This is a genomic window from Marivivens aquimaris (assembly GCF_015220045.1).
GTDB lineage: Bacteria > Pseudomonadota > Alphaproteobacteria > Rhodobacterales > Rhodobacteraceae > Marivivens > Marivivens aquimaris.
The window spans coordinates 1-20,845 of record NZ_JADBGB010000002.1; the positions used below are offsets into that span (position 1 = coordinate 1).

A 20,845-nucleotide genomic window follows, 5' to 3' on the forward strand; every position below is an offset into this window, starting at 1 on the left:
ACGGCCAGCGACACTTCGGTGCCGGTGGCGATCAGGGTCACGTCGCGGCCTTCGCCGAACGAACGGATGACGTAGGCGCCCTTGGCGGTCAGGTTCTCACCTTCGTCTGCCGAACGCAACTGGGGCACACCCTGACGTGAAAGCGCCATGAGCGACGGCTTGTTGGTGGTGCGGATCGCGATGTCCCACGCTTCGAGCGTTTCGACCGCATCGGCGGGGCGGAACACCAGAAGGTTCGGGATCGAGCGGAGCGATGCCATGTGCTCGACCGGCTGGTGGGTCGGACCGTCTTCGCCCAGACCGATGGAGTCGTGGGTCATGACGTGGATGGTCTGGATACCCATGAGCGCCGACAGACGGATCGCATTACGCGAGTAGTCCGAGAACACGAGGAACGTGCCGCCGTAGGGGATGAAACCGCCGTGCAGTGCGAGGCCGTTCATCGCAGCCGCCATACCGAATTCGCGCACGCCGTAGCCGATGTAACGGCCGGGAGTTTCGCGGGTATACTGGGTGTCGACAGCCTTTACGCGGGTCAGGTTCGATCCGGTGAGGTCAGCCGAGCCGCCGACCATGGCCGGAACGGCGGGGGTCAGGGCTTCGAGTGCCATCTGGCTGGCTTTGCGGGTTGCGACCTTGGCCGGTTCCGCAGCGAGTTTCGCCAGAGCGTCTTTGAAGGCTGCGTCATAGCCCTCGGGCAGCTTGCCCGACATGCGGTCGATGAAAGCCTGCTTTTGCGGGTGGGCGTCCAGTTTGGCTTCCCATTCCTTGCGGGCGTCAGCGCCGCGCGAGCCGATGGCGTGCCATTCGAGCGCGAGGTCTGCCGGAATTTCGAACGGAGCCGCGTCCCAACCCAGCGCAGCCTTGGCAGCCGCACCTTCGTCGTCGCCGAGCGGCGAGCCGTGAACGCCAGCAGTGCCCGACTTGTTCGGGGAACCGAAGCCGATGATGGTTTTCATCGCGATCAGCGACGGCTTGCCGGTTTCTGCCTTGGCGGCGGTCAGCGCAGCGTCGAGTTCCTCTGCATCGTGGCCGTCGCAGGACTGGACGTGCCAGCCGCAAGCGGCAAAGCGGGCAGGGATGTCTTCGGAGAATGACACCGAGGTCGGGCCGTCGATGGTGATGCTGTTGTCATCGTAGAGCACGACCAGCTTACCAAGGCCGAGGTGACCGGCGAGGCTGATGGCTTCCTGACCGATGCCTTCCTGAAGGCAACCGTCGCCCAGCATGACATAGGTGTGGTGATCGACGAGGCCGTCGAATTCAGACGCGGCGAGCTTTTCAGCCATCGCCATGCCGACGGCGGTCGCGATGCCCTGACCCAGCGGGCCGGTGGTGGTCTCGATGCCTTTGGCGTGACCGTATTCGGGGTGACCTGCGGTGATCGCGCCCCACTGACGGAAGTTTTTGACCTGATCGATGGTCATATCTTCGTAACCGGTCAGGTGCAGAAGTGAATAGAGCAGCATCGACGCGTGGCCGTTCGACAGAACGAAACGGTCGCGGTCCGCCCAATCAGGGTTCGACGCGTCGAACTTCAGGTGCTTGCGGAACAGAACGGTGGCTGCGTCGGCCATACCCATCGGCGCACCGGGGTGGCCGGAGTTCGCGGCATTCACGGCGTCGATCGACAGCGCGCGGATGCAGTTGGCGAGAGCGAAGTTAAGGGGATCGGCAGCCGACTTGGCCGCGATAAACGAATCTTTGGGCATGAAAAGTCCTCCTGTTGCGCCATTGCTTAGAAGCAAATGTGAAAAATCACAACCTAAAATAACAAAATCACAAAACATGATTGATTTTGTGATTTGCTCTGTTATTTTCCACAACAAGGGCCGATGGTGCGTTACCGCCTGTCGGAGAGGAGACGTCATGAAACTAGAAGACCGCCGCCAGAACATTCTGGACCTGCTGGTGCAGGCCGGTTCTGTCACGCTCGACGATCTGTCGGCGCGGTTCGGCGTGTCGAAAATGACGATCCACCGCGATCTGGACGAACTGGAAGCAGCTGGCCTTCTGCGCAAGGTGCGCGGCGGGGCCTCGATCGAGACGTCCACGCAGTTCGAAGCCGACTACCGCTACCGCGCGCTGCAAAACACCGATGCCAAACGCGGCGTCGCTGCCAAAGCGGCGGAGCTGGTCGAACCCGGAATGACCGTGCTGATCAACGACGGCACGACGGCTGGGATCATGGCCGAAATGCTTGCTCAGGTGCGTCCGCTGACAGTGATCACCAATAACCTCGCCGCCATTCAGGTGCTGACCGAAGTGCAGGGCATCACGCTCATCGCATTGGGCGGTATATATAGTCGTAAGTTCAACGGCTTCTTCGGCCTCGTGACCGAACAGTCCTTGTCGCGGCTGAAAGCGGATATCGCGTTCCTGTCCTCGCCCGCGATTTCCGGCGGCATGGCCTATCACATGGATGAAAGCGTCACGCGCTGTAAGCAGGCGATGATCAAGGCAGGCGCGCAGCGCGTTCTGCTGGCCGACGCCAAGAAATTCGGGCGCACCGCGCTGCACCAGCTCGCGGACCTGAGCGAATTTGACACTATCGTCACCGACAAGCTGTCCCCCGACGTGGCCGACCCGCTGCGCGATCAGGGGATCAAGATTATGAATGTAAAGGAATGACCCATGGCTGATTTCTGGATTGGTACAAGCTGGAAGATGAACAAGACCCTCGCCGAAGCGAAAGAGTTCGCCGAAGGTCTGGCCGCTGCCGACGCCGCCCGTGACGACCGCATCCAGCGTTTTGTCATTCCGCCCTTCACCGCCGTGCGCGAAGTGAAGCAAATGCTGGCCGACACCTCGGTCAAGGTCGGCGCGCAGAACATGCACTGGGACGACGCTGGCGCGTGGACCGGTGAGGTGTCGCCGCTGATGCTCAAGGACTGCAACCTCGACATCGTGGAGCTGGGTCACTCGGAACGCCGCGAGTTCTTTGGCGAAACCGACGAGACTGTTGGCCTCAAGACCGAAGCTGCCGTCCGTCACGGGATGATCCCGCTGATCTGTCTGGGCGAAACGCTCGAACAGCGTGAAAGCGGCCGTGCTGCCGACGTGCTGGCCGAAGAGGTGCGCGGCGCGCTCGGCAAGCTGTCGGACGAACAGAAGTCGGCTGAAATCCTGCTCGCCTACGAGCCCGTCTGGGCCATCGGCGTCAACGGCATTCCGGCGTCGAGCGAATACGCCGACGCCCGTCAGGCAGAAATCATCGCGGTCGCCGAAGAGGTGCTCGGCCGCAAGGTGCCGTGCCTCTATGGCGGCTCGGTCAATCCGGAGAACTGCGAGGAACTGATCCAGTGCCCGCACATCGACGGTCTATTCATCGGTCGTTCCGCGTGGAACGTGAACGGCTACCTCGACATCCTGGCCAAGTGTTCGGCCGTAATCTAACGAACGGAGAGATCCATGAAACTCGCAGTAGCAGGCGATAGCGCAGGTGCAGGTCTGGCCAAGGTTCTGGCCGACTACCTTTCGGACAAGCACGAAGTGACCTTCCTCGACATGGCGGAAGTGAACGCGGAATTCTACGCGAACCTGTCGGACACCGTCGCATCGGGCGTCGCTGGCGGCACTTATGAAAAGGCCATTCTGGTCTGCGGCACCGGCATCGGTGTTTGCATCGCCGCCAACAAGGTTCCGGGCATCCGCGCAGCGCTGACCCACGACACCTATTCGGCTGGCAAGGCCGCGACCTCGAACAACGCGCAGATCATCACCATGGGTGCGCGCGTGATCGGTGCCGAAGTCGCCAAGACCATCGTCGACGAATTCCTGTCGAAGTCCTTCGACGAAGCAGGCGCCTCGGCTAGCAACGTCCAGGCGATCAACGACGTCGACGCCAAGTACAACAAGTAAGCCGGTCCTTCGGGATTGGTCGCGGCTCGTATGCTCCCCGGCGTGCGGGCCGCTTTTTTGTCTGCCGAGCTTGGTTGGACTAAAGTCCCAATTGTGGCACAACTATGAAACGGTTTCTAAGTTCGATGGTGAGAACGGTTCTTATCTCTACCCTGAGTAGGAATGCTGCGTGCTGAACCGCAAGGAAAATAGGCGCACGCAACGGGAAGAAAAACCCGCAGCGTACGCCCCCAATCAACGAATCCGTTGGTCGCCACACGCGCTAAATAGCTGAAGGTACACACAAAAGGGCCATTGGGGTGTCCAGCAATACGGACAATCCCAGTAACTCACTCACAAACCATTCAACAAACAACCAGCTACCATGCTGTGTGTATGGGCAACCTATCCGAAAGGTCATATTCCCGCAAGTGGCGAACTCCTTACTTTACGTCAATGCGGCAAAAGTAGGGCGGAGCGGTTTTGCCAAGCAAAATAAGGCGGTTATCCGTCAAGCACCGACTTTGGTCGTAGTCCTCAATCGATTTAGAAGCGGCTTTCTGTGCACTCGTGTGCAACTTTGGCGGATTCTAGGCGTATGCGATTGAATCGTGCACCCTTCGGTCTAGCTGACATAAGCCGATGCCTCTTCAGGTATGAGTAACGTTAATAAAAACGTCACAAATAGCCCAAAGCAGCTTGATCAGGCGGCATCTGAGTGAAAAAAGACGCTCGCAACGCGGATTTTAAGGGGGAACGCCGTGCTCGACCTGACCAACATACGTGAAGAGCTGGCCCAGCATTACGACCTCGCGCCGAACCCCGAGCTGGCAGAGGCGATGTCGGACACGTTTGCCAAGATGGACCGTGTGGTCAATCCAATCGACTGGGCCCGTTACGCGCCCTACGTCGCCGCGATCAACAAGCTCAAGAAAGAGAAGAACGCGGTCATTCTCGCGCACAACTACATGACGCCGCAGATCTATCACGGCGTTGCGGATGTGGTGGGCGACAGCCTCCAGCTTGCGATCGAGGCAACCCGCGTCGAAGCCGACATTATCGTTCAGTGCGGCGTCCACTTTATGGCTGAGACGTCGAAGATCCTGAACCCCGCCAAAACCGTTCTGATGCCCGACATGGACGCAGGCTGTTCGCTGGCCGATGCGATCACCGCCGCCGACATCGAAGAGATGCGCCGCCAGTACCCCGGTGCGCCGGTTGTCACCTATGTGAACACCACCGCCGAAGTGAAAGCCGCGTCGGACATCTGTTGCACCTCGTCGAATGCCGCGCAGATCGTTGCCGCGCTTGACGGTGACACGATCATCATGACGCCGGACCAGTACCTTGCGCAGAACGTGGCCAAGATGGTCCCGCAGAAAAAGGTCGTCTGGTACAACGGCTCGTGCATCGTGCACGAACAGTACACCGCTCAGGACATCCGCGAATTCCGCGAATGGAACCCCGGCACCCGTATCATCACGCACCCCGAATGCCCGCCCGAAGTGGTGGCAGAGGCCGACTACTCGGGCTCGACCAGCGGCATCATCAAGTATGTGAACGACGAAAAGCCCGAGCGCGCGATGCTGGTCACCGAATGCTCGATGGCGTCGAACATCGCGGACTCGCTGCCCGAAGTCGATTTCGTCGGTCCGTGCAACATGTGCCCCTACATGAAGATGATCACGCTGGAGAAAGTCCTCTGGACGCTCCACACCGGTCAGACCCCTGTCGAGGTCGACGCTGCGGTTGCCGACAAGGCGCGTCAGGCGGTCGAACGTATGATCGACATGAGCAAGCAGCTCGGTCTCTGAGGATACAAATGTGACCCATACCATCGAAACCGGCCGGATCGTCATCGTCGGCGCAGGATTGGGCGCGCTCTATGCGGCGCTCGAACTCGCGCCGCGTCCCGTATTGATGATCTCGCCGGAGACGTTGGGGCAGGGGGCATCTTCGGCTTGGGCGCAGGGCGGCGTTGCGGCGGCGATGTCCGAGGACGACAGCGCAGCGGCCCACGCCCGCGACACCGTTCTGGCAGGTGCCGGCACCGTTGATATCGAAATCGCGGAGATGGTGACCTCCCACGCGCGCGAACACATTCTGAACCTCACTGACAAGGGCACGCCCTTTGATCGCGGCCCCGAGGGCGGCTATGTGCTGAGCCTTGAGGCGGCCCACTCCAAACCCCGCGTCGTGCGGGTGAAGGGCGATCAGGCGGGCGCGAAGATCATGGAGACCCTGATCGAGGTCGTGCGCGAAACGCCTTCGGTTCAGGTTTGCACGAACACGCTGGCCACGGGCCTTGAGGTCGAGGATGGCGTGGTCAAAGGCGTCTATGTCAAAGCCTCCGACCGCGAGACCGAAGCCGTGCTGATCCGCTGCCCCGCTGTGCTGCTCGCCGGTGGTGGGTCGGGCGGACTGTTCGCCGTGACGACAAACCCGCCGCGCATCCGTGGTCAGGTCGTCGGCCTTGCCGCCCGCGCCGGCGTTGTCGTTGGCGATCCGGAGTTCGTGCAGTTCCACCCGACCGCGATGGACGTTGGCGAAGACCCCGCGCCGCTCGCGACCGAGGCGCTGCGCGGTGAAGGGGCCAAGCTGATCAACGCGGATGGCGAACGGTTCATGCTGGCGATCGACCCGCGGGCCGAGCTTGCACCGCGCGATATCGTGGCACGCGGTATCTTTGCCGAAACCCAAGCGGGCCGCCGTCCGTGCCTCGATACCCGCGAGGTTCTGGGCGCCGAGATCCTGACGAAGTTCCCCGTCGTCGCCAATGCCTGCGCGCGTAATGGCATCGACCCTGTGACGCAGCCGATCCCCGTCGCTTGCGCCGCACACTATCATATGGGCGGTATCGACGCCGACGATCAGGGCCGGACCAGCATGTCGTCGCTCTGGGTCTGCGGAGAGGCAGCCTCGACCGGCCTTCATGGCGCGAACCGTCTGGCGTCGAACGGTCTGCTCGAAGCGCTCGTTTTCGCCCGCCAATGCGCGCAGGACATCACGGCTCAGGTGCCGCTGGTCGATGCTGCAGAGGTGGAGCTGGAGTTCACCGACGGCGGCACCGACGCCTTCGCGCCCGAGAGCATGGCCGCGCTGCGCAAGACGATGACCGACAACGTGGGCGTTCTGCGCAATGCCGCCGGACTGCAAACCGCGCTGGCCGAAATCGCCCGTCTGGAAAAGCTGGAAGCGCAATCGCGCACCTTCAGCAACATGACCGCGACCGCAACGTTGATTACTGCGGCGGCCCTGCTGCGCGAAGAATCCCGCGGCGGTCATTTCCGCACCGATTTCCCTGAGGCCGATCCCGAACAGGCCCACCGCACTGAAATTACGCTGGCCGAGGCGCTCGAAATCCGCGCCCGCTGCGCCAAGGAGGGACCCCCATGACCTACGCCGCGCTGCCCGATCTGGTGCTTGAGCCGCTCGTCCGCAATGCCCTGACCGAGGACATGGGCACCTTTGGCGACATCACCACTCGCGCCGTGATCCCCGCCGGTGTGACTTATCAGGCCAAGCTGAACGCCCGCGACGAGGGCGTCGTGTCGGGAATGCAGATCGCGCGCATTGCGTTCCACCTCGTTGATCCGTCGCTGAAGATCGACACGCTGGTGGGCGACGGCGCTGCCGTGACCAAGGGCCAGACGCTGATGACCATTGAAGGCGCGGCCTCGTCGATCCTGATGGGCGAGCGCGTTGCACTGAACTTTGCGGGCCGTCTGTCGGGCATCGCTTCGCTGACTGCGCAGTTTGTCGCCCAGACCTCTGGCACGAAAACGCGCATCACCTGCACCCGCAAAACCACCCCCGGTTTGCGGACGGTGGAGAAGCTCGCGGTCCTGCATGGTGGCGGTTTCAACCATCGTTTCAGCCTCTCGGACGCGATCCTGATCAAGGACAACCACATCGCTGCGGCGGGCGGTATCCGCGCTGTGCTTGACGCGACCAAAGCCGTCGCGAGCCATATGGTGAAGGTCGAAATCGAGGTCGATACGCTGGAGCAACTCGCCGAAGTGCTCGCGGTCGGCGGCGCAGATAACGTGCTGCTCGACAACATGGACACGCCGACGCTGATCGAGGCCGTGAAGATGGCCGAGGGCCGCGTTGTGCTCGAAGCGTCGGGCAACATGAAGCTGGACCGCATCGCCGAAGTCTCTGCTACGGGCGTCGATTACATCTCTTCGGGTGCGCTGACCCATTCGGCGATGACGCTGGATCTCGGTCTCGATTTCTGACGTTGCGGGGCGGATAGCGCGGGGCTAGAACGGAGGACCAACCGTTCAGGAGTTCCCGTTTTGGATACAGCCGTCCGCATCAACCGCACGATTGCCACCGATATTTCCGCCCGTCCCGAACAGGTCGAGGCTGCGGTCAGACTGCTGGATGAAGGCGCGACCGTTCCGTTCGTGGCCCGCTACCGTAAGGAAGTCACGGGCGGTCTGGACGACACCCAACTGCGCACGCTGTCGGACCGCCTGACCTATCTGCGCGAGATGGAAGCCCGCCGCGCGGCCATCGTCAGCTCGATCACCGAGCAGGGCAAGATGACCGACGATCTGTCGGTCTCGCTCGCTCGCGCCAGCACCAAAGCCGAGCTTGAAGACATCTACCTGCCCTACAAACCCAAGCGCCGCACCAAAGCGATGATCGCGCGGGAAAACGGGCTGGGGCCGCTCGTTGATGCGATTCTGGACAATCGCGCCGCCGATCCCGAACAGCTTGCCGCCGGTTTCGTGACCGAGGCCGTGCCGACGACCAAAGACGCGCTGAACGGTGCGCGTGACATCGTGGCCGAAAGCCTTGCCGAGAACGCGGGTCTGTTGGGTGAGCTGCGCCAGTTCATGCAAAAAGACGGTATCGTCACCGCCAAGGTCATCGCGGGCAAAGAGGCCGAGGGCGCCAAGTTTGCCGACTATTTCGACCACAGTGAGGCTTGGGCCACGATCCCGTCCCACCGTGCGCTGGCGCTGCTGCGTGCCGCGAACGAAGGCATCGTGACGCTCGACATCGCGCCCGATCCCGAAACGGGTGCCGACCGCGCAACGAACATGATCGCGGCGCAGCTTGGCACGCGGACCGATGGCGCGGGCGATAAGTGGCTGCGCACGGTCGCGGGTTGGACGTGGCGCGTGAAGCTGTCGATGACCATGATGCTCGACCTGCTCGGCGATATGCGGGCCAAGGCGCATGACGATGCGATCAACGTATTTGCCCGTAACCTCAAGGACTTGCTGCTGGCCGCGCCTGCAGGCGACCGCGCGACGCTTGGCCTCGATCCGGGTATTCGGACGGGTGTGAAGGTGGCCGTGGTGGATTCGACGGGCAAGGTTGTCGACACCGCGACGATCTATCCGTTCCAGCCCAAGAACGACATCAACGGGGCGACCGAAACGCTGATGCGCCTCATCGGGAAGCACAACGTGGACCTGATCGCCATCGGCAACGGCACGGCCAGCCGCGAGACGGAGCGCCTTGCCGCCGATGTCATCAAAATGCTGCCGCAGGGCTTCAAAGCGCCGACCAAGGTTGTCGTTAGCGAAGCGGGCGCGTCGGTCTATTCGGCCTCCGAGCTTGCGGCGCGCGAATTCCCCGACCTTGACGTGTCGCTGCGCGGTGCGGTGTCGATTGCCCGCCGCCTGCAAGACCCGCTGGCCGAACTGGTGAAGATCGAACCCAAGAGCATCGGCGTGGGCCAGTACCAGCACGACGTGGACCAATCCAAGCTCGCCAAGTCGCTGAGCGCCGTGGTCGAAGACGCTGTGAACGCGGTGGGTGTAGACCTGAATACCGCGTCGGCGCCGCTGCTTGCGCGCGTGTCGGGCCTTGGTCCTGTACTGGCGGAATCCATCGTGGCGCACCGCGATGCCAACGGCGCGTTCCGGTCGCGCAAGGAACTGCTGAAGGTCGCCCGTCTTGGCCCCAAGGCGTTCGAACAGTGCGCGGGCTTCTTGCGTATCCGCGAAGGTGAAGAGCCGCTCGATGCGTCTTCTGTCCACCCCGAAGCCTATGGCGTGGCGCGCAAGATCGTCGCCGCTTGCGGTCGTGACGTGCGCGCGCTGATGGGCGATGCCGCCAGCCTGCGCGGTCTGCGGGCAGAGCAGTTCGTGGACGACACCTTCGGTCTGCCGACCGTTCGCGACATTTTGCTGGAACTGGAAAAGCCGGGCCGTGACCCGCGTCCGACCTTCAAAACCGCGACCTTCACCGACGGCGTCGAGGATATCAAAGACCTCAAACCGGGCATGTCGCTCGAAGGCACCGTGACCAACGTCGCCGCCTTTGGTGCGTTCGTGGATATCGGCGTGCATCAGGACGGTCTGGTCCACGTCAGCCAACTGGCCGACCGTTTCGTCAAAGACCCGCACGAGATCGTCAAAGCGGGCGATGTCGTCCGTGTCCGCGTGACCGAGGTCGACGTGCCGCGCAAGCGCATCGGTCTGACCATGCGCAAGGACGGCGGAGCCTCCGCGAAAGAGGACCGCAATGCGCGTGGTCCGGCCAAAGGTCCGCGCGGCGGCGGCAACAAGGGTCCGATGAAGGCATCCCCGCAAAAGGGACGTCAGGCGGACACCGGCTCGTTCGGCGCGGCGCTTATGGATGCGATGAAAAAGAAATAACCCTCGGCACCGGCGCTGGTGGCATAGTCCACCAGCGTGTCTGATCGTCCTAGCGATCGGGTCATGTCAGAGGATGTGGTTCGTATTCTTGTGCCAGGCAGGGTGTTCACCACCAAACAGCCGCCCTTTTGTGGCAGGGGGTGAAACTGACCGTCAGTTGGTCTGACGGGCAGCTTCTTTGGCGACTTGAGCGATCATCGAGCGGTGGATACCGATATCGGCCAGCTCGCGGTCGTTCAGTGCGTTCAGTTCCATCAGGGTGCGGTTGTAAACGGCGCGGCGGGCTTCAAAACCGCGAACGGCGCTGACGAGACCGGCAAACATGCCCGAACGGTTCTGCATCTCGGTGTTGTACGTGGTAGCCATTGAAAATCCTTTCAGTGTTGGCGCTATCATTACGTCATTGATATGAGATGCTGCACCGCAGAAAGAACCCCCAAAACCCTCAAACGCGCTATGCACGCAGTGAATACCACTCACGGCAAAGGGAATATGCGTTCAACCCGTGGGGATATTGACTTTATCCCTTCGGATAGTAGAACCGAAGTTTGTTAATTCACCACTTCAGGTCGAAAATGTCAGACGTCGGATACAAACATGTCACCGGAGACGGTCTGGTGTACGGCACAGCCGGCATGGACCTGATGACGGGCGGGCTTGGCGACTACACGCTCTGCGGTTTCGACAGCGACGACGTGATGACTGCCGGAGCGGGGCACGATCTGCTTGATGGCGGCGCGGGTAACGATCTGCTTATGGCGCACAATGGCGACGCCGAGGGCGATACGCTTTACGGTGGCGTCGGCGACGATACCCTGAGCGTTTCCAGCTACAGCGATGCACGCGGTAAAAGCGCCGCTGGTCATGTGCTGATGGGCGATGACGGTGATGACACCTTCGACGGCACGGGCGCGGGCCACGAATACTATGGCGGCGCAGGCGATGACCATTTCGATATCTATGACGGCCTGATTGTCGACGGCGGTGCGGATGACGATTACATCCAAGCTTATTATGTGCAGTCGGTTTTCGGCGGCACTGGCAATGACACGATCCGCGGCACCGAAGTCGCTAAGATCTTTGGCGGCGAAGGTGACGACTTCATCTTTGCGATGGACGGCAAGCTGCTGGATAGCGGCAGTGGTCATGATGACGTCCAGGTCAGCTATTTCAAAAAGGTGCAAGCCGGTGACGGTGACGACTCCATTTCTGTCTCCGAGACGAAAAAGGTCATGGCCGGAGCAGGCGATGACTTTGTTTCTGCTTATCAGGTGAAGGTCCTTCTCGGCGGTAGCGGTGATGACGTTATCGAAACCGAGGCCGTCAAAAAGGTCGATGGCGGCGACGGTAACGACACGATCTACCTCTCGTCGGTGTCGAAAGCGTCCGGCGGTGCAGGTGACGACCATTTCATCTTTTTGGGCGGGTCGAAGAAAGTCGTTATCGATGGTGGTGCGGGTGTCGATACGGTTGATCTGACTGCGATCGATATTTCGCCCGACTCCGATGTCCGCGTGAAAGAACTCAAGAACGGTTGGAAGGTCTGGGACGGCGATCATACCGTGATCCTCAAAGACATCGAACACGTCGAAGTGCCGACCGGCGGCACCATCACGCTCGACGATCTGGTCGACTTCTTCGGCTAACACACGAAACGGTTGCAACATGTTCTGCGCCGCTCCAGTCTGGACGGCGGAGGACTCATTATGCTCAGACCCAATGCCAAGACCCGCCGCTTGCGGGATGACCTCATTTGCGAGTTGGTCATCATCGACAGCGAAAGTGGCGAGACGGAAATCCTGTACGACAGTACTGCGCTGATCGAGGCACCGAACTGGTCGCCTTGCGGGAAGTGGATCGTCTACAACGCGGATGGGCGGCTGTGGCGGATGGCCGTTGACGGGTCGGAGGGGCCGCTGCGGATCGACACGGGCGATGTGCAGGACTGGAACAACGATCACGTCATCTCGGTGGACGGCAGCACGATCTACGGGTCGGTGAACGACGGCCACATCTACGCAGTGCCGTTCGAGGGGGGCAGCCCTCGCCGCGTGACCGAGGATCGCGGCTGGAACTACTACCTTCACGGCGTCGGTGCGGACGATACGCTGGCCTATGTGGCGCTGGAGTTCTCACCGCTCGTGACCCGTATTCATCTGCTGGGGCAGGAGGACATCCAGCTGACCGATGGCGCCTATCCCGTCGACGGCCCTGAATTCTCACCGGATGGTAAGCATATTTGGTACAACGGCGAAGCGCCCGAACGGGTCGCTGGACATGCGCAGGTCTACCGCATGGACCGCGATGGTGGGAACGTCGTGCAGATGACCGGTGGGGAGCGGGTGAACTGGTTTCCGCATGTCTCGCCCGATGGCACGAAGGTCAGCTACATCAGCTATCCGGCGGGCACGCTCGGGCATCCTGCGGACAAGGATGTGCAGATCAGGTTGATGGATATCGACGGCACGAACGACCGTTTGCTCGACAGCTTCAACGGCGGGCAAGGGACGATCAATGTCAATAGCTGGGCCCCTGACAGCCGCCGTTTCGCCTACGTGCGTTATCCTTCGGCGGTCGGTACCACACCGTGAGCCTTGGCGATTGCGGTGACGAAGGCTGATTTGAACGTCGCCACTGCAGCGGGCTTGGCCGTGAACTCTGCATAGGGGTAGCGTGCCATCAGGTCCGCGCGTTGGCCGTGGCCACTGTGGAACACGATCGCCGTGCCTGCGTCGCGTAGTTGCGGCACGAGCACGGTGGACTCGCCGTCCGGAAGATTGAGGTCCAGCACAGCAATATCGAATTTCTGCTGCGCGAGCGCTTCGCGGGCCTGTTCGATGTCAAAGGCGCAGACCACCGACTTGGCGCCGCAGGACGAAATCAGCATTTCGAGGTCAAAGCTGATGAGCGCTTCGTCCTCAAGGATGAGTACATCCAGATCTCGCGAAAAATTGGGCATGATCAGTCCCTTATTGTGATCGTGAGTCTGATATTTAGTCCGGTTGGCTTCCAGTCAAATTCTATATCGCCGCCAAGCTGACGAAGGCTTTGCGTGATGAGCCGCGAGCCAAAGCCGGACTTGTCCGGCTCGCCTTCGACCTTCGCCCCATGTTCCGACCAGCTGAGCGTCAGGAGGTTGCCTTCGCGGCTGTAGTCGATCTCCAGATAGCCGTCGGGCTGAGCCAGCGAGCCGTATTTGATCGCGTTGGTCAGCAGCTCGTGCAGGATCAGACCAAGCGGCGTCAGCGTGGCCGTCGGCAGCGGCTGGTCGCTGTCTGGTAGGATGACATTGTTGTCCGTGGTCACGGGGCGGAACATGTTCACGAGAAGGCTGCGCAGGCTGACCATCCGCAGATCGCGATTGTTCTGGGTCAGCTCGTAAGCGCGGCCAAGTCCCGCGATGCGGTCCTTCAGAGTGGCGACAAGCTCGAGTTTGGAGTCGCTCTCCATGTCGGTGATCGTGGTCAGGGCAGAGATCACAGCGAACAGGTTCTTCACGCGGTGGTTCATCTCGCGCACGAGCAAATCCTGACGGATCGAGGCTTCCTGCTGGGCGGTGATGTCGTAGTTCACACCGATGAGGCGCGGACCTTCGTCGCTGTCGAACCGGCGGCCAAGGCCCTTGATCCAACGGGCTTCGCCGCGTTGGGTGCGGACGCGGAACTGGTGCTCGAACGGCAGGCCGGCCACCACGGTTTTTTCGAACTTCGACCGGAGTTCAGCAAGATCTTCGGTTAGAACTTTTTCAAAGAACGCCTCCATGTTGTGGGCGTCCGATGGCTGGACGTCGAACAGGTCGAGCAGGCGTTCGTCCGAGATGAACTCTTCCGTTTCCGGCGCGTATTCCCAGACGCCGATCTTCGCGCCCGACAGCGCAAAGGCGAGGCGTTCGGACTTCAGGCCGAGCGACGCTTCGAGCAGCTTCAATTCGGACACGTCGTTCAGAACGATCACAGCGCCGCCGCCTTCGAGGTGGCTGGTGCTCTTGTAAGGCAGGCACCGCATCATGAAATAGCGCGCTTCGTTCTCGAGGCGTACGATCTGGACGTAGGACTTTTTCTCATTGATGGCGCGGTCAATGACGCTCTTGATATCGACCTTGTCGATCAGCGAACGCACATCGGTCAGCGGGCGGCCCACGTCGCCGGCTTGCAGGCGGAAAGCAGCGGTGGCGGCATTGGTGAACACGCGCACGCGAGATTCTGCGTCCAGCACCACAATGCCAAGCTGGGTCGAGCGCAGAATGTTGTCGAGGTCGTCATTCGCCACGGCGATTTCGTCGAGCTTGGTTTTCAGCTCTTCGTTGGCGGTCTCCAGTTCCTCGTTCGCGGACTGGAGCTCCTCGTTCATCGACATCATCTCTTCGTTGGAGCTTTTCAGCTCCTCGTTCGCCGTCTCCAGTTCCTCGACGGTGATGCGCAGTTCGTGGCGCAGCTTGGTCAGGTCGTTTTCCAGACGGGCAGAGCGGCTGTCGTCAGGGGTCCGCTGCACGAATTTCTTGGAGTACTGCGCCTTGAACTCGCCCTCGTCGACGAAGACCAGCGCGACTTGCTCATCAGGCGTCAGGCGCGAGTAGAGCGTGATCTGCTGGACGCCGAACGGCGATCTGACCTCAATGCCCTCCATCGCGATGCCCTCGCCGCGGTCGAGGGTGGCTTCGATGACCTCGCCGACGACTTCGGCCAGTCCGGGACGTGCCAGCAGACTAATCGCCTGGCGCGTCTCGCCGGGGGCGGATTGCAGGTAGACCGACAGCTCGCCCGAGCTTTCAATGATCTGACCTTCCTCGTCCACGATGACGAAGGGAGGCGCGAAAGCTTCGCGGATCGCGGTCAGGTTTGGACTGTCGAAATGGTTATAGCGGCCCGCTTTGCGCTGCGCCTTTTGCAATTTCGTTTCGCGGTTCGTCGCAGAGAAAAGCGTCAGCGGCATACCACTACCCGCGACAGAGGTGTCGCCGATCCGTTGGAAAATACGTGCCTTCTGGTTCAGTGCGCGGAACAGTTCGGTCTTTTTCGAGATGCCTTCGGACGGCCCGAGGAACAGGTATCCGTCAGGGCGGAGCGCATAATGGAACAGCGGGATAATTTTATCCTGCAGATCACTGTCCATATAAATCAGCATGTTACGGCAGCTGATCAGGTCCAGCTTGCTGAACGGCGGATCCTTGATCAGCGAATGCACGGAAAAGCGGACCATGTCACGGATCTGCGGCGCGATCTGGAACGAGCCTGTATTCCCGATGATGAAACTGTCGCGGAACCGTTCGGGAAGATCGACAATGGCGGCGGCGCTATAACGACCCTCGCGCGCGATTTCGATCATCGAGCGGTCGATGTCGGTCGCAAACACCTGAATGCGGCCGCGATATTTGTATTCCCGCGCCGCTTCGTTGAGCAGCATGGCAATCGTGTAAGGTTCCTGACCGCTCGAACAGCCGGGCACCCAGACACGGATTTCACCCTGCGATGCAGGCTGCTTGACGATCGGTTCGATGACCTCGGTCCGCAGCTTTTCGAAATATTCGGGGTCGCGGAAAAACGCGGTGACATTGATTAGCAGCTCCTCAATGAGGGCTTCCGCTTCGGTGTCTTCTTGGCGCAAACGGTCCACGTAGTCTTCAACTTTGGTCAAGTGCAGAATTTGCATCCGGCGGGCGATCCGGCGTAGCATCGTCGGGGATTTGTAGCCCGCAAAATCGAGACCGCATTTGTCGTTGATCAACTCACAGATGATCGGCAGGCGGTTAAATAGCTCGCGCGACTGGCCGATGATCCAGCGATCTTTGCTCTGTTTGAAAAAGCGCGAGATTTCCGGCAGCATCCGGTCGGGCGGCAGGATGAGGTCAAGTTGCCCCGTAGAAATCGCCGCGTTTGGCATCCCGTCATATTTCGCAGTGGAGGGGTCCTGCGCAATGCACAGCCCGCCGGTGGAGCGGATCGTGCGCAAACCCAGAGAGCCGTCAGTCCCCGTGCCCGACAGGATCACACCGCAGGCCATTTCGCCTTGGGCTTGGGCCAGCGAACGCATGAATTCGTCGATGGGACGCCGCACGCCGCGGGGTTCTTCCAAAGGCACAAGGTGTAGGCGCCCGTTGCGAAGCTCGATCATGAACCCCGGTGGAGCGATGTAGACGTTGTCGCGCTCGACCAGATCACCGTCTTCGATCTGCTGGACGGGCAGGTCGGTGACGCGGCTCATAAGCTCGGTCAGCAATGACTTGTGGTTGGGATCAAGGTGCTGGACAACGATATAGGCCATGCCTGCGTCCGCCTCTGCGGTCGCAAAGACTGTCGACATCGCTTCCAGCCCGCCTGCGGACGCGCCGACCCCGACGATGGGGAAGTCGAACATCGGCTGGACGATCTGATCTGGATCACCCTTTTTGTCGTGGTCCACGATACCCTCACACATTGGTCGTCTTTGCCTTGTCAGCGAACTCTGAACTCAGCGCAGAAGAAAGTCAAACGTTCGCTCCACAACCTATGGGGCAGTAGATTGCCGCAGGTGTGGAAATCGTCAGAGTGCCGTTTTCGGCAGGGTCATGCGGAACAGCATCCCGTTGCCTTGCAGATCGCTTTCGTAGCTGCCGCCAAGCTGGCGCACGATCATAAGATCGAGGAATTGCGAGCCGAAACCGTCCTTGCCGCGTGCATCGACAGGATCGGCGCAGGTCTCGTGCCATTCGATAATCGCCTTGTCCCCGTCGATCATGCGGGCACTGACGTGCAGCTTGCCGCCCGGCGAACGGAAGGCGCCGTACTTCATCGCGTTCGTGCACAGCTCGTGGAAGATCAGCGGCAGGGAGGTCAGCGAACCAGGCGACAGGGGGATTTCGTCGACGGTAAATTTGATCTCGAAATCGCGGGTATCGCGGTATGGCTTGCACATCGCGTCGAGCAGCAGCTGCATCGACATATTCGACGTGGCTTGCAACTCTTTGGAACGCATCCCGATGTCGACCATATCGTGCGCTGCGGCGAGCGCGTTGATACGGCCGCGCAGCACTTTGACGAACTCGTCTTTGTCGTCGATGCCGCGAGAGGTCATCGCGATCATGCCGCTGGTTAGCGCAAAGAGGTTCTTGATCCGGTGGTTCAGCTCGTGGAGCAGCGCTTCGCGGGACTCGGTTTTGATGTGTTCTGCGGTGACGTTGCGCATCACGAGGATCGCGGAGTCGCCGCCCTTGAACACGCGCACCTCGTAGAAACTGTTCTGGCTGGTTTCAGTCACCAGCACAGAGGGCTCGCCGGTCAGACGTGCCGTCTCGATTGCTTGGCGCAGGTCGTTGCGGAATGCCTCGGTCGCGTAATCGAGCATATCGACGAAGTTCTTGCCCGTGAAATACGAGATCGCGTCATCAATGTCGCAGGACAGCTTGGCGCTCTTCTGGAAGGCGGAGTTGAAGAAGACGATGTTGCCGTCCTCATCCAGTTCGACAATCGAGTCCGAAACAGAATGCAGGATGCGTTCAAGCTTGGTTTCCAGCGAGTTGATGGTCTGCTTCTGGCGCAGCGCATCTGTCACGTCGACGCCAGCGGCAATCGCGAGCGTGTCCGAACAGATGCGGCGCGACCACGAGTCGATCACGCGCTCGTCGCCATTGGCGGTTTCGAGCTTGAAAATCATCGAGTCGACGGGCTGCTTCAGAAGCGCCGCTTTATAGAGCGGAAAATCTTCGGCTTTGACCGTGCTGCCGTCCATGTGGCGGGCGACGAGCTGATCGAGGTTGTTGACCGTGCCGATCTTAGCGGTCTCTGCGTTGACCAGTTTGTCGATTTCGTCGTTCGAATAGAGGATGCGGCCCGTTTCGGTTTCGGCAATCATGATGCCAACGGGGACGGTGCGGATGATCTCGCGCAGCGACTTTTCAACAGCGTCGGCGCGCGAACGCTCCAGACGGCGACGGACCTCTGCCTCGACACCGCGCGCGACAAGAGCGACGGTTTCCAGATCGTCTTCGGTCCAGTCGCGCGGCTTGCTGTCGATGACGCAGAAGCTGCCCAGAACGGCACCGCCCGCATTGCGGATCGGATAGCCGAGGTAGGAGATCACATTCAGATCGACAATCGCGCCGTTGTTCTTGACCAGTTCATGTTCGCGCGCATCGTTGACGATCAGCGGCTTGTTCATCTCCACGACGTGTTTGCAGAATGAATGGCTCAGCGGGGTTTCGCGGGTTTCGTTCCACGGCGCACCGAGGCCGGTCTGCGCCTTGAAGAACTGACGGTCGGCATCGACCATCGACACAAGGCTCACCGGCACGTTCAGCAGGCGCGCACAGAGCTTCACCGCGTCGTCGAACACGTTTTCATCAAGGCGCGACAACATCCCCGCTTCGCGCATGTCGGACAGGCGCATACGGTTGGACAATTCACGCTCGGTGATAAACTTGATGAGGTTCACGTCAGGCATAGGGGGTCCTCGTTCAAGGGCGCCGCCACGGATGTGTCAACGAGCAATGTTATTCAATAGCAGTAGCGCTTTATACTTTCGGATCATGCTGAAAATCAAACGCTGACGACCCAAAGTTGCTCATAAAATACGTATTTTACATCTTTCATGAGAACGTGATTTCATGATGAGAGGTCGGGGTTGAGCGAAATGAGGAAAACCCCTCGCCCCAAGCGGTATTCCCTTGATTTGATCATAAAAACGGCCGGAGGACGAATCCTCCGGCCGCTCTCATTTTCGGATGTGCAGTGACTTATTCAGCCGGTTCCTGCGGTAGAATGGTGATGGTTTCGACGCCCGCACGGGCCCGCAGGCCGTCGCGGTAGATCGCTTTGAACAGCGAGATACACATCAGCAGCATCACGACCGAGAACGGCAGCGCGCCGATCACCATCGCGGTCTGGATCGCCGACAGGCCGCCGATGATCAGCAGTGCGCCAACGATAACGGCGAGGATGACACCCCAGAAGATGATGTGCGGACGTGCCTTCGGACCTTCGTCACCGGCGGCGTTGATGGTGTTCACGATCAGAACAGCCGAGTCAGCCGAGGTCACGAGGTAGGTCATCAGCAGGATGACGATAATCACAGCCATGCCCCAACCCAGCACGTCGCCGAGGATGATGTTGGTCATGGTGAAGATCTTGCCGCCGTCGCTCGATGCATAGATCGCGCCTTCGGCAACGCCCGAAAGCTCCATGTCGATCGCGGTGCCGCCACCGTAGGAGAACCAGACGAAGCACATGATCGACGGAACGATCATCGCGCCCAGCACGAATTCACGGATGGTCCGGCCACGCGAGATGCGGGCGAGGAACAGACCGACGAACGGTGCGAAGGCAACCCACCAAGCCCAGTAGAACACGGTCCAGCCACCCTGCCAGCTCGCCAGAGCTGCCGAGGTTTCGGTGCCGTTGTCGTGGTAGACGGTGAACAGCATTCCCGGCAGGGCGATGATGTATTCCCACATGCCGACGAACAGCGCTTGGGTGCCGAACCAGGTCGAACCGAAGATGATCAGGAACGCCAGCAGGAAGATGCTGAGGCCCATGTTGATGTTCGACAGCCACTTGATGCCCTTGCCGACGCCCGACAGCGCCGACATGGTCGATGCGCCCATGATGATGACCAGCGCGACGACAATGCCAGCGGTGGAAGGTGCGCCTTCGCCATTGAGCATCCACGAGCCGAGGCCGATCTGGTTCATGCCTGCGATGAACTGCTCCACGCCGAAGCCGAGGGTCTGCGCAACGCCGAGGATCGTCGCAATAACGGCCACGATGTCGATGATGTGGCCGACCCAACCCGACAGCGCGTTACCGAAGAGCGGCGTCAGCGACGAACGGATGGTGAGCGGCAGGCCGCGGCGGTAGGCGAAGAACGCCAGCGCGAGGCCGGTTACAGCGTAGGACGACCACGCCGAGAAACCCCAGTGGAGGTAGGAGTATTTGTAGGCGTTGATGAAGTTGTCCATGCTTTCGCCGTTGGCGAGGCCCTGGATGACTTCGGGGTTGTTCTTGAAGTGGTAGAGCGGCTCGGCAACAGCCCATGTGAGCATACCGACACCGATGCCGGCACCGAACATCATCGAGAACCACGAGAAGTTCGAGAATTCCGGACGTTCGTTGTCGTGACCCAGACGCAGACGGCCAGCAGCAGGCCAGATCGCGAGGACGAGGCAGACGATCACGAAGAGCGCCATGACCCAGACGTACCACGTCGCGAAGTTGGTCAGGATGAACGAGTTGAAGCCGCTGAGGATCCCGCCGGCTTGCTCGGGAAATACGACGGCCCAAAGAATGAGAAGGCCGACGAGGAGTTTGGAGGTGATGGTGACGTCTTTGCTAAAGCCGTGATAAAAACCGCCTTCGGCAGTTTTGATCGGCAGATCAGATAGTGGAGGTTCAATCTTTGACATGAAAAACAGT

Annotated in this window: 15 protein-coding genes; 9 read left to right on the forward strand and 6 right to left on the reverse strand. The window is 60.5% G+C overall.

Annotated features, from left to right (window positions below; translation table 11 throughout):
• Window positions 1-1,712: transketolase (tkt, locus tag IF204_RS16390; protein ID WP_194098261.1), on the reverse strand; the 1,712-nt coding region annotated here is incomplete at its 3' end.
• Between the two features lie 157 nt (window positions 1,713-1,869).
• Here tkt and IF204_RS16395 point away from each other — a divergent pair.
• From IF204_RS16395 to IF204_RS16425, 7 genes are all read left to right on the forward strand, one after another.
• Window positions 1,870-2,631 (forward strand): DeoR/GlpR family DNA-binding transcription regulator, encoded by a 762-nt coding sequence (locus tag IF204_RS16395; protein ID WP_194098262.1) that lies wholly within the window; start codon window positions 1,870-1,872, stop codon window positions 2,629-2,631.
• Between the two features lie 3 nt (window positions 2,632-2,634).
• Complete coding sequence (locus tag IF204_RS16400; RefSeq protein WP_194098263.1) at window positions 2,635-3,396, forward strand: triose-phosphate isomerase; 762 nt, start codon at window positions 2,635-2,637, stop codon at window positions 3,394-3,396.
• Window positions 3,397-3,411: 15 nt separating this feature from the next.
• Window positions 3,412-3,861 carry an RpiB/LacA/LacB family sugar-phosphate isomerase gene (locus IF204_RS16405; RefSeq protein ID WP_194098264.1) on the forward strand — a complete coding sequence of 150 codons (450 nt, stop codon included), beginning with the start codon at window positions 3,412-3,414 and terminating at the stop codon, window positions 3,859-3,861.
• Between the two features lie 740 nt (window positions 3,862-4,601).
• Window positions 4,602-5,654 (forward strand): quinolinate synthase NadA, encoded by a 1,053-nt coding sequence (gene nadA, locus IF204_RS16410; RefSeq protein WP_194098265.1) that lies wholly within the window; start codon window positions 4,602-4,604, stop codon window positions 5,652-5,654.
• A 10-nt stretch (window positions 5,655-5,664) separates the two neighbouring features.
• Entirely contained in the window at window positions 5,665-7,236 is a 1,572-nt protein-coding gene (locus tag IF204_RS16415; RefSeq protein WP_322743304.1) for an L-aspartate oxidase, read from the forward strand.
• Window positions 7,233-8,081 carry a carboxylating nicotinate-nucleotide diphosphorylase gene (gene nadC / locus IF204_RS16420; RefSeq protein WP_194098266.1) on the forward strand — a complete coding sequence of 283 codons (849 nt, stop codon included), beginning with the start codon at window positions 7,233-7,235 and terminating at the stop codon, window positions 8,079-8,081. The genes IF204_RS16415 and nadC overlap by 4 nt, the downstream gene beginning before the upstream one ends.
• 60 nt (window positions 8,082-8,141) lie before the next feature.
• Window positions 8,142-10,463 (forward strand): Tex family protein, encoded by a 2,322-nt coding sequence (locus IF204_RS16425; RefSeq protein WP_194098267.1) that lies wholly within the window; start codon window positions 8,142-8,144, stop codon window positions 10,461-10,463.
• A gap of 153 nt (window positions 10,464-10,616) precedes the next feature.
• On the opposite strand, the gene IF204_RS16430 is transcribed toward IF204_RS16425, so the two are convergent.
• Window positions 10,617-10,829 carry a DUF1127 domain-containing protein gene (locus IF204_RS16430; RefSeq protein WP_194098268.1) on the reverse strand — a complete coding sequence of 71 codons (213 nt, stop codon included), beginning with the start codon at window positions 10,827-10,829 and terminating at the stop codon, window positions 10,617-10,619.
• 209 nt (window positions 10,830-11,038) lie between these two features.
• Between IF204_RS16430 and IF204_RS16435 the strand changes: the two genes are divergently transcribed.
• Window positions 11,039-12,109: a calcium-binding protein gene (locus tag IF204_RS16435; RefSeq protein ID WP_194098269.1), complete on the forward strand. Its 1,071-nt coding sequence runs from the start codon at window positions 11,039-11,041 to the stop codon at window positions 12,107-12,109.
• Between the two features lie 60 nt (window positions 12,110-12,169).
• Window positions 12,170-13,054: a TolB family protein gene (locus tag IF204_RS16440; RefSeq protein WP_194098270.1), complete on the forward strand. Its 885-nt coding sequence runs from the start codon at window positions 12,170-12,172 to the stop codon at window positions 13,052-13,054.
• On the opposite strand, the gene IF204_RS16445 is transcribed toward IF204_RS16440, so the two are convergent.
• From IF204_RS16445 to IF204_RS16460, 4 genes are all read right to left on the reverse strand, one after another.
• Window positions 13,024-13,422, reverse strand: coding sequence for a response regulator (locus IF204_RS16445; protein WP_194098271.1), 399 nt, complete (start codon window positions 13,420-13,422; stop codon window positions 13,024-13,026). The genes IF204_RS16440 and IF204_RS16445 overlap by 31 nt on opposite strands.
• A gap of 2 nt (window positions 13,423-13,424) precedes the next feature.
• Window positions 13,425-16,877: a CheR family methyltransferase gene (locus tag IF204_RS16450; protein WP_194098272.1), complete on the reverse strand. Its 3,453-nt coding sequence runs from the start codon at window positions 16,875-16,877 to the stop codon at window positions 13,425-13,427.
• A gap of 105 nt (window positions 16,878-16,982) precedes the next feature.
• Entirely contained in the window at window positions 16,983-18,878 is a 1,896-nt protein-coding gene (locus IF204_RS16455) for an HWE histidine kinase domain-containing protein (protein ID WP_194098273.1), read from the reverse strand.
• A gap of 292 nt (window positions 18,879-19,170) precedes the next feature.
• The gene (locus IF204_RS16460; RefSeq protein WP_194098274.1) at window positions 19,171-20,835 is read right to left on the reverse strand and encodes a BCCT family transporter; all 1,665 of its coding nucleotides are present in this window, start codon (window positions 20,833-20,835) and stop codon (window positions 19,171-19,173) included.
• Window positions 20,836-20,845 lie beyond the last annotated feature (10 nt).

Excerpts from the sequence above, each read along its gene's own strand:
- IF204_RS16395 (WP_194098262.1), top strand. The coding sequence starts at position 1,870 with ATGAAACTAGAAGACCGCCGCCAGAACATTCTGGACCTGCTGGTGCAG.
- IF204_RS16400 (WP_194098263.1), top strand. The coding sequence starts at position 2,635 with ATGGCTGATTTCTGGATTGGTACAAGCTGGAAGATGAACAAGACCCTC.
- IF204_RS16405 (WP_194098264.1), top strand. The coding sequence starts at position 3,412 with ATGAAACTCGCAGTAGCAGGCGATAGCGCAGGTGCAGGTCTGGCCAAG.
- nadC (WP_194098266.1), top strand. The coding sequence starts at position 7,233 with ATGACCTACGCCGCGCTGCCCGATCTGGTGCTTGAGCCGCTCGTCCGC.
- IF204_RS16430 (WP_194098268.1), bottom strand. The coding sequence starts at position 10,829 with ATGGCTACCACGTACAACACCGAGATGCAGAACCGTTCGGGCATGTTT.
- IF204_RS16435 (WP_194098269.1), top strand. The coding sequence starts at position 11,039 with ATGTCAGACGTCGGATACAAACATGTCACCGGAGACGGTCTGGTGTAC.
- IF204_RS16440 (WP_194098270.1), top strand. The coding sequence starts at position 12,170 with ATGCTCAGACCCAATGCCAAGACCCGCCGCTTGCGGGATGACCTCATT.
- IF204_RS16445 (WP_194098271.1), bottom strand. The coding sequence starts at position 13,422 with ATGCCCAATTTTTCGCGAGATCTGGATGTACTCATCCTTGAGGACGAA.
- IF204_RS16450 (WP_194098272.1), bottom strand. The coding sequence starts at position 16,877 with ATGTGTGAGGGTATCGTGGACCACGACAAAAAGGGTGATCCAGATCAG.
- IF204_RS16455 (WP_194098273.1), bottom strand. The coding sequence starts at position 18,878 with ATGCCTGACGTGAACCTCATCAAGTTTATCACCGAGCGTGAATTGTCC.
- IF204_RS16460 (WP_194098274.1), bottom strand. The coding sequence starts at position 20,835 with ATGTCAAAGATTGAACCTCCACTATCTGATCTGCCGATCAAAACTGCC.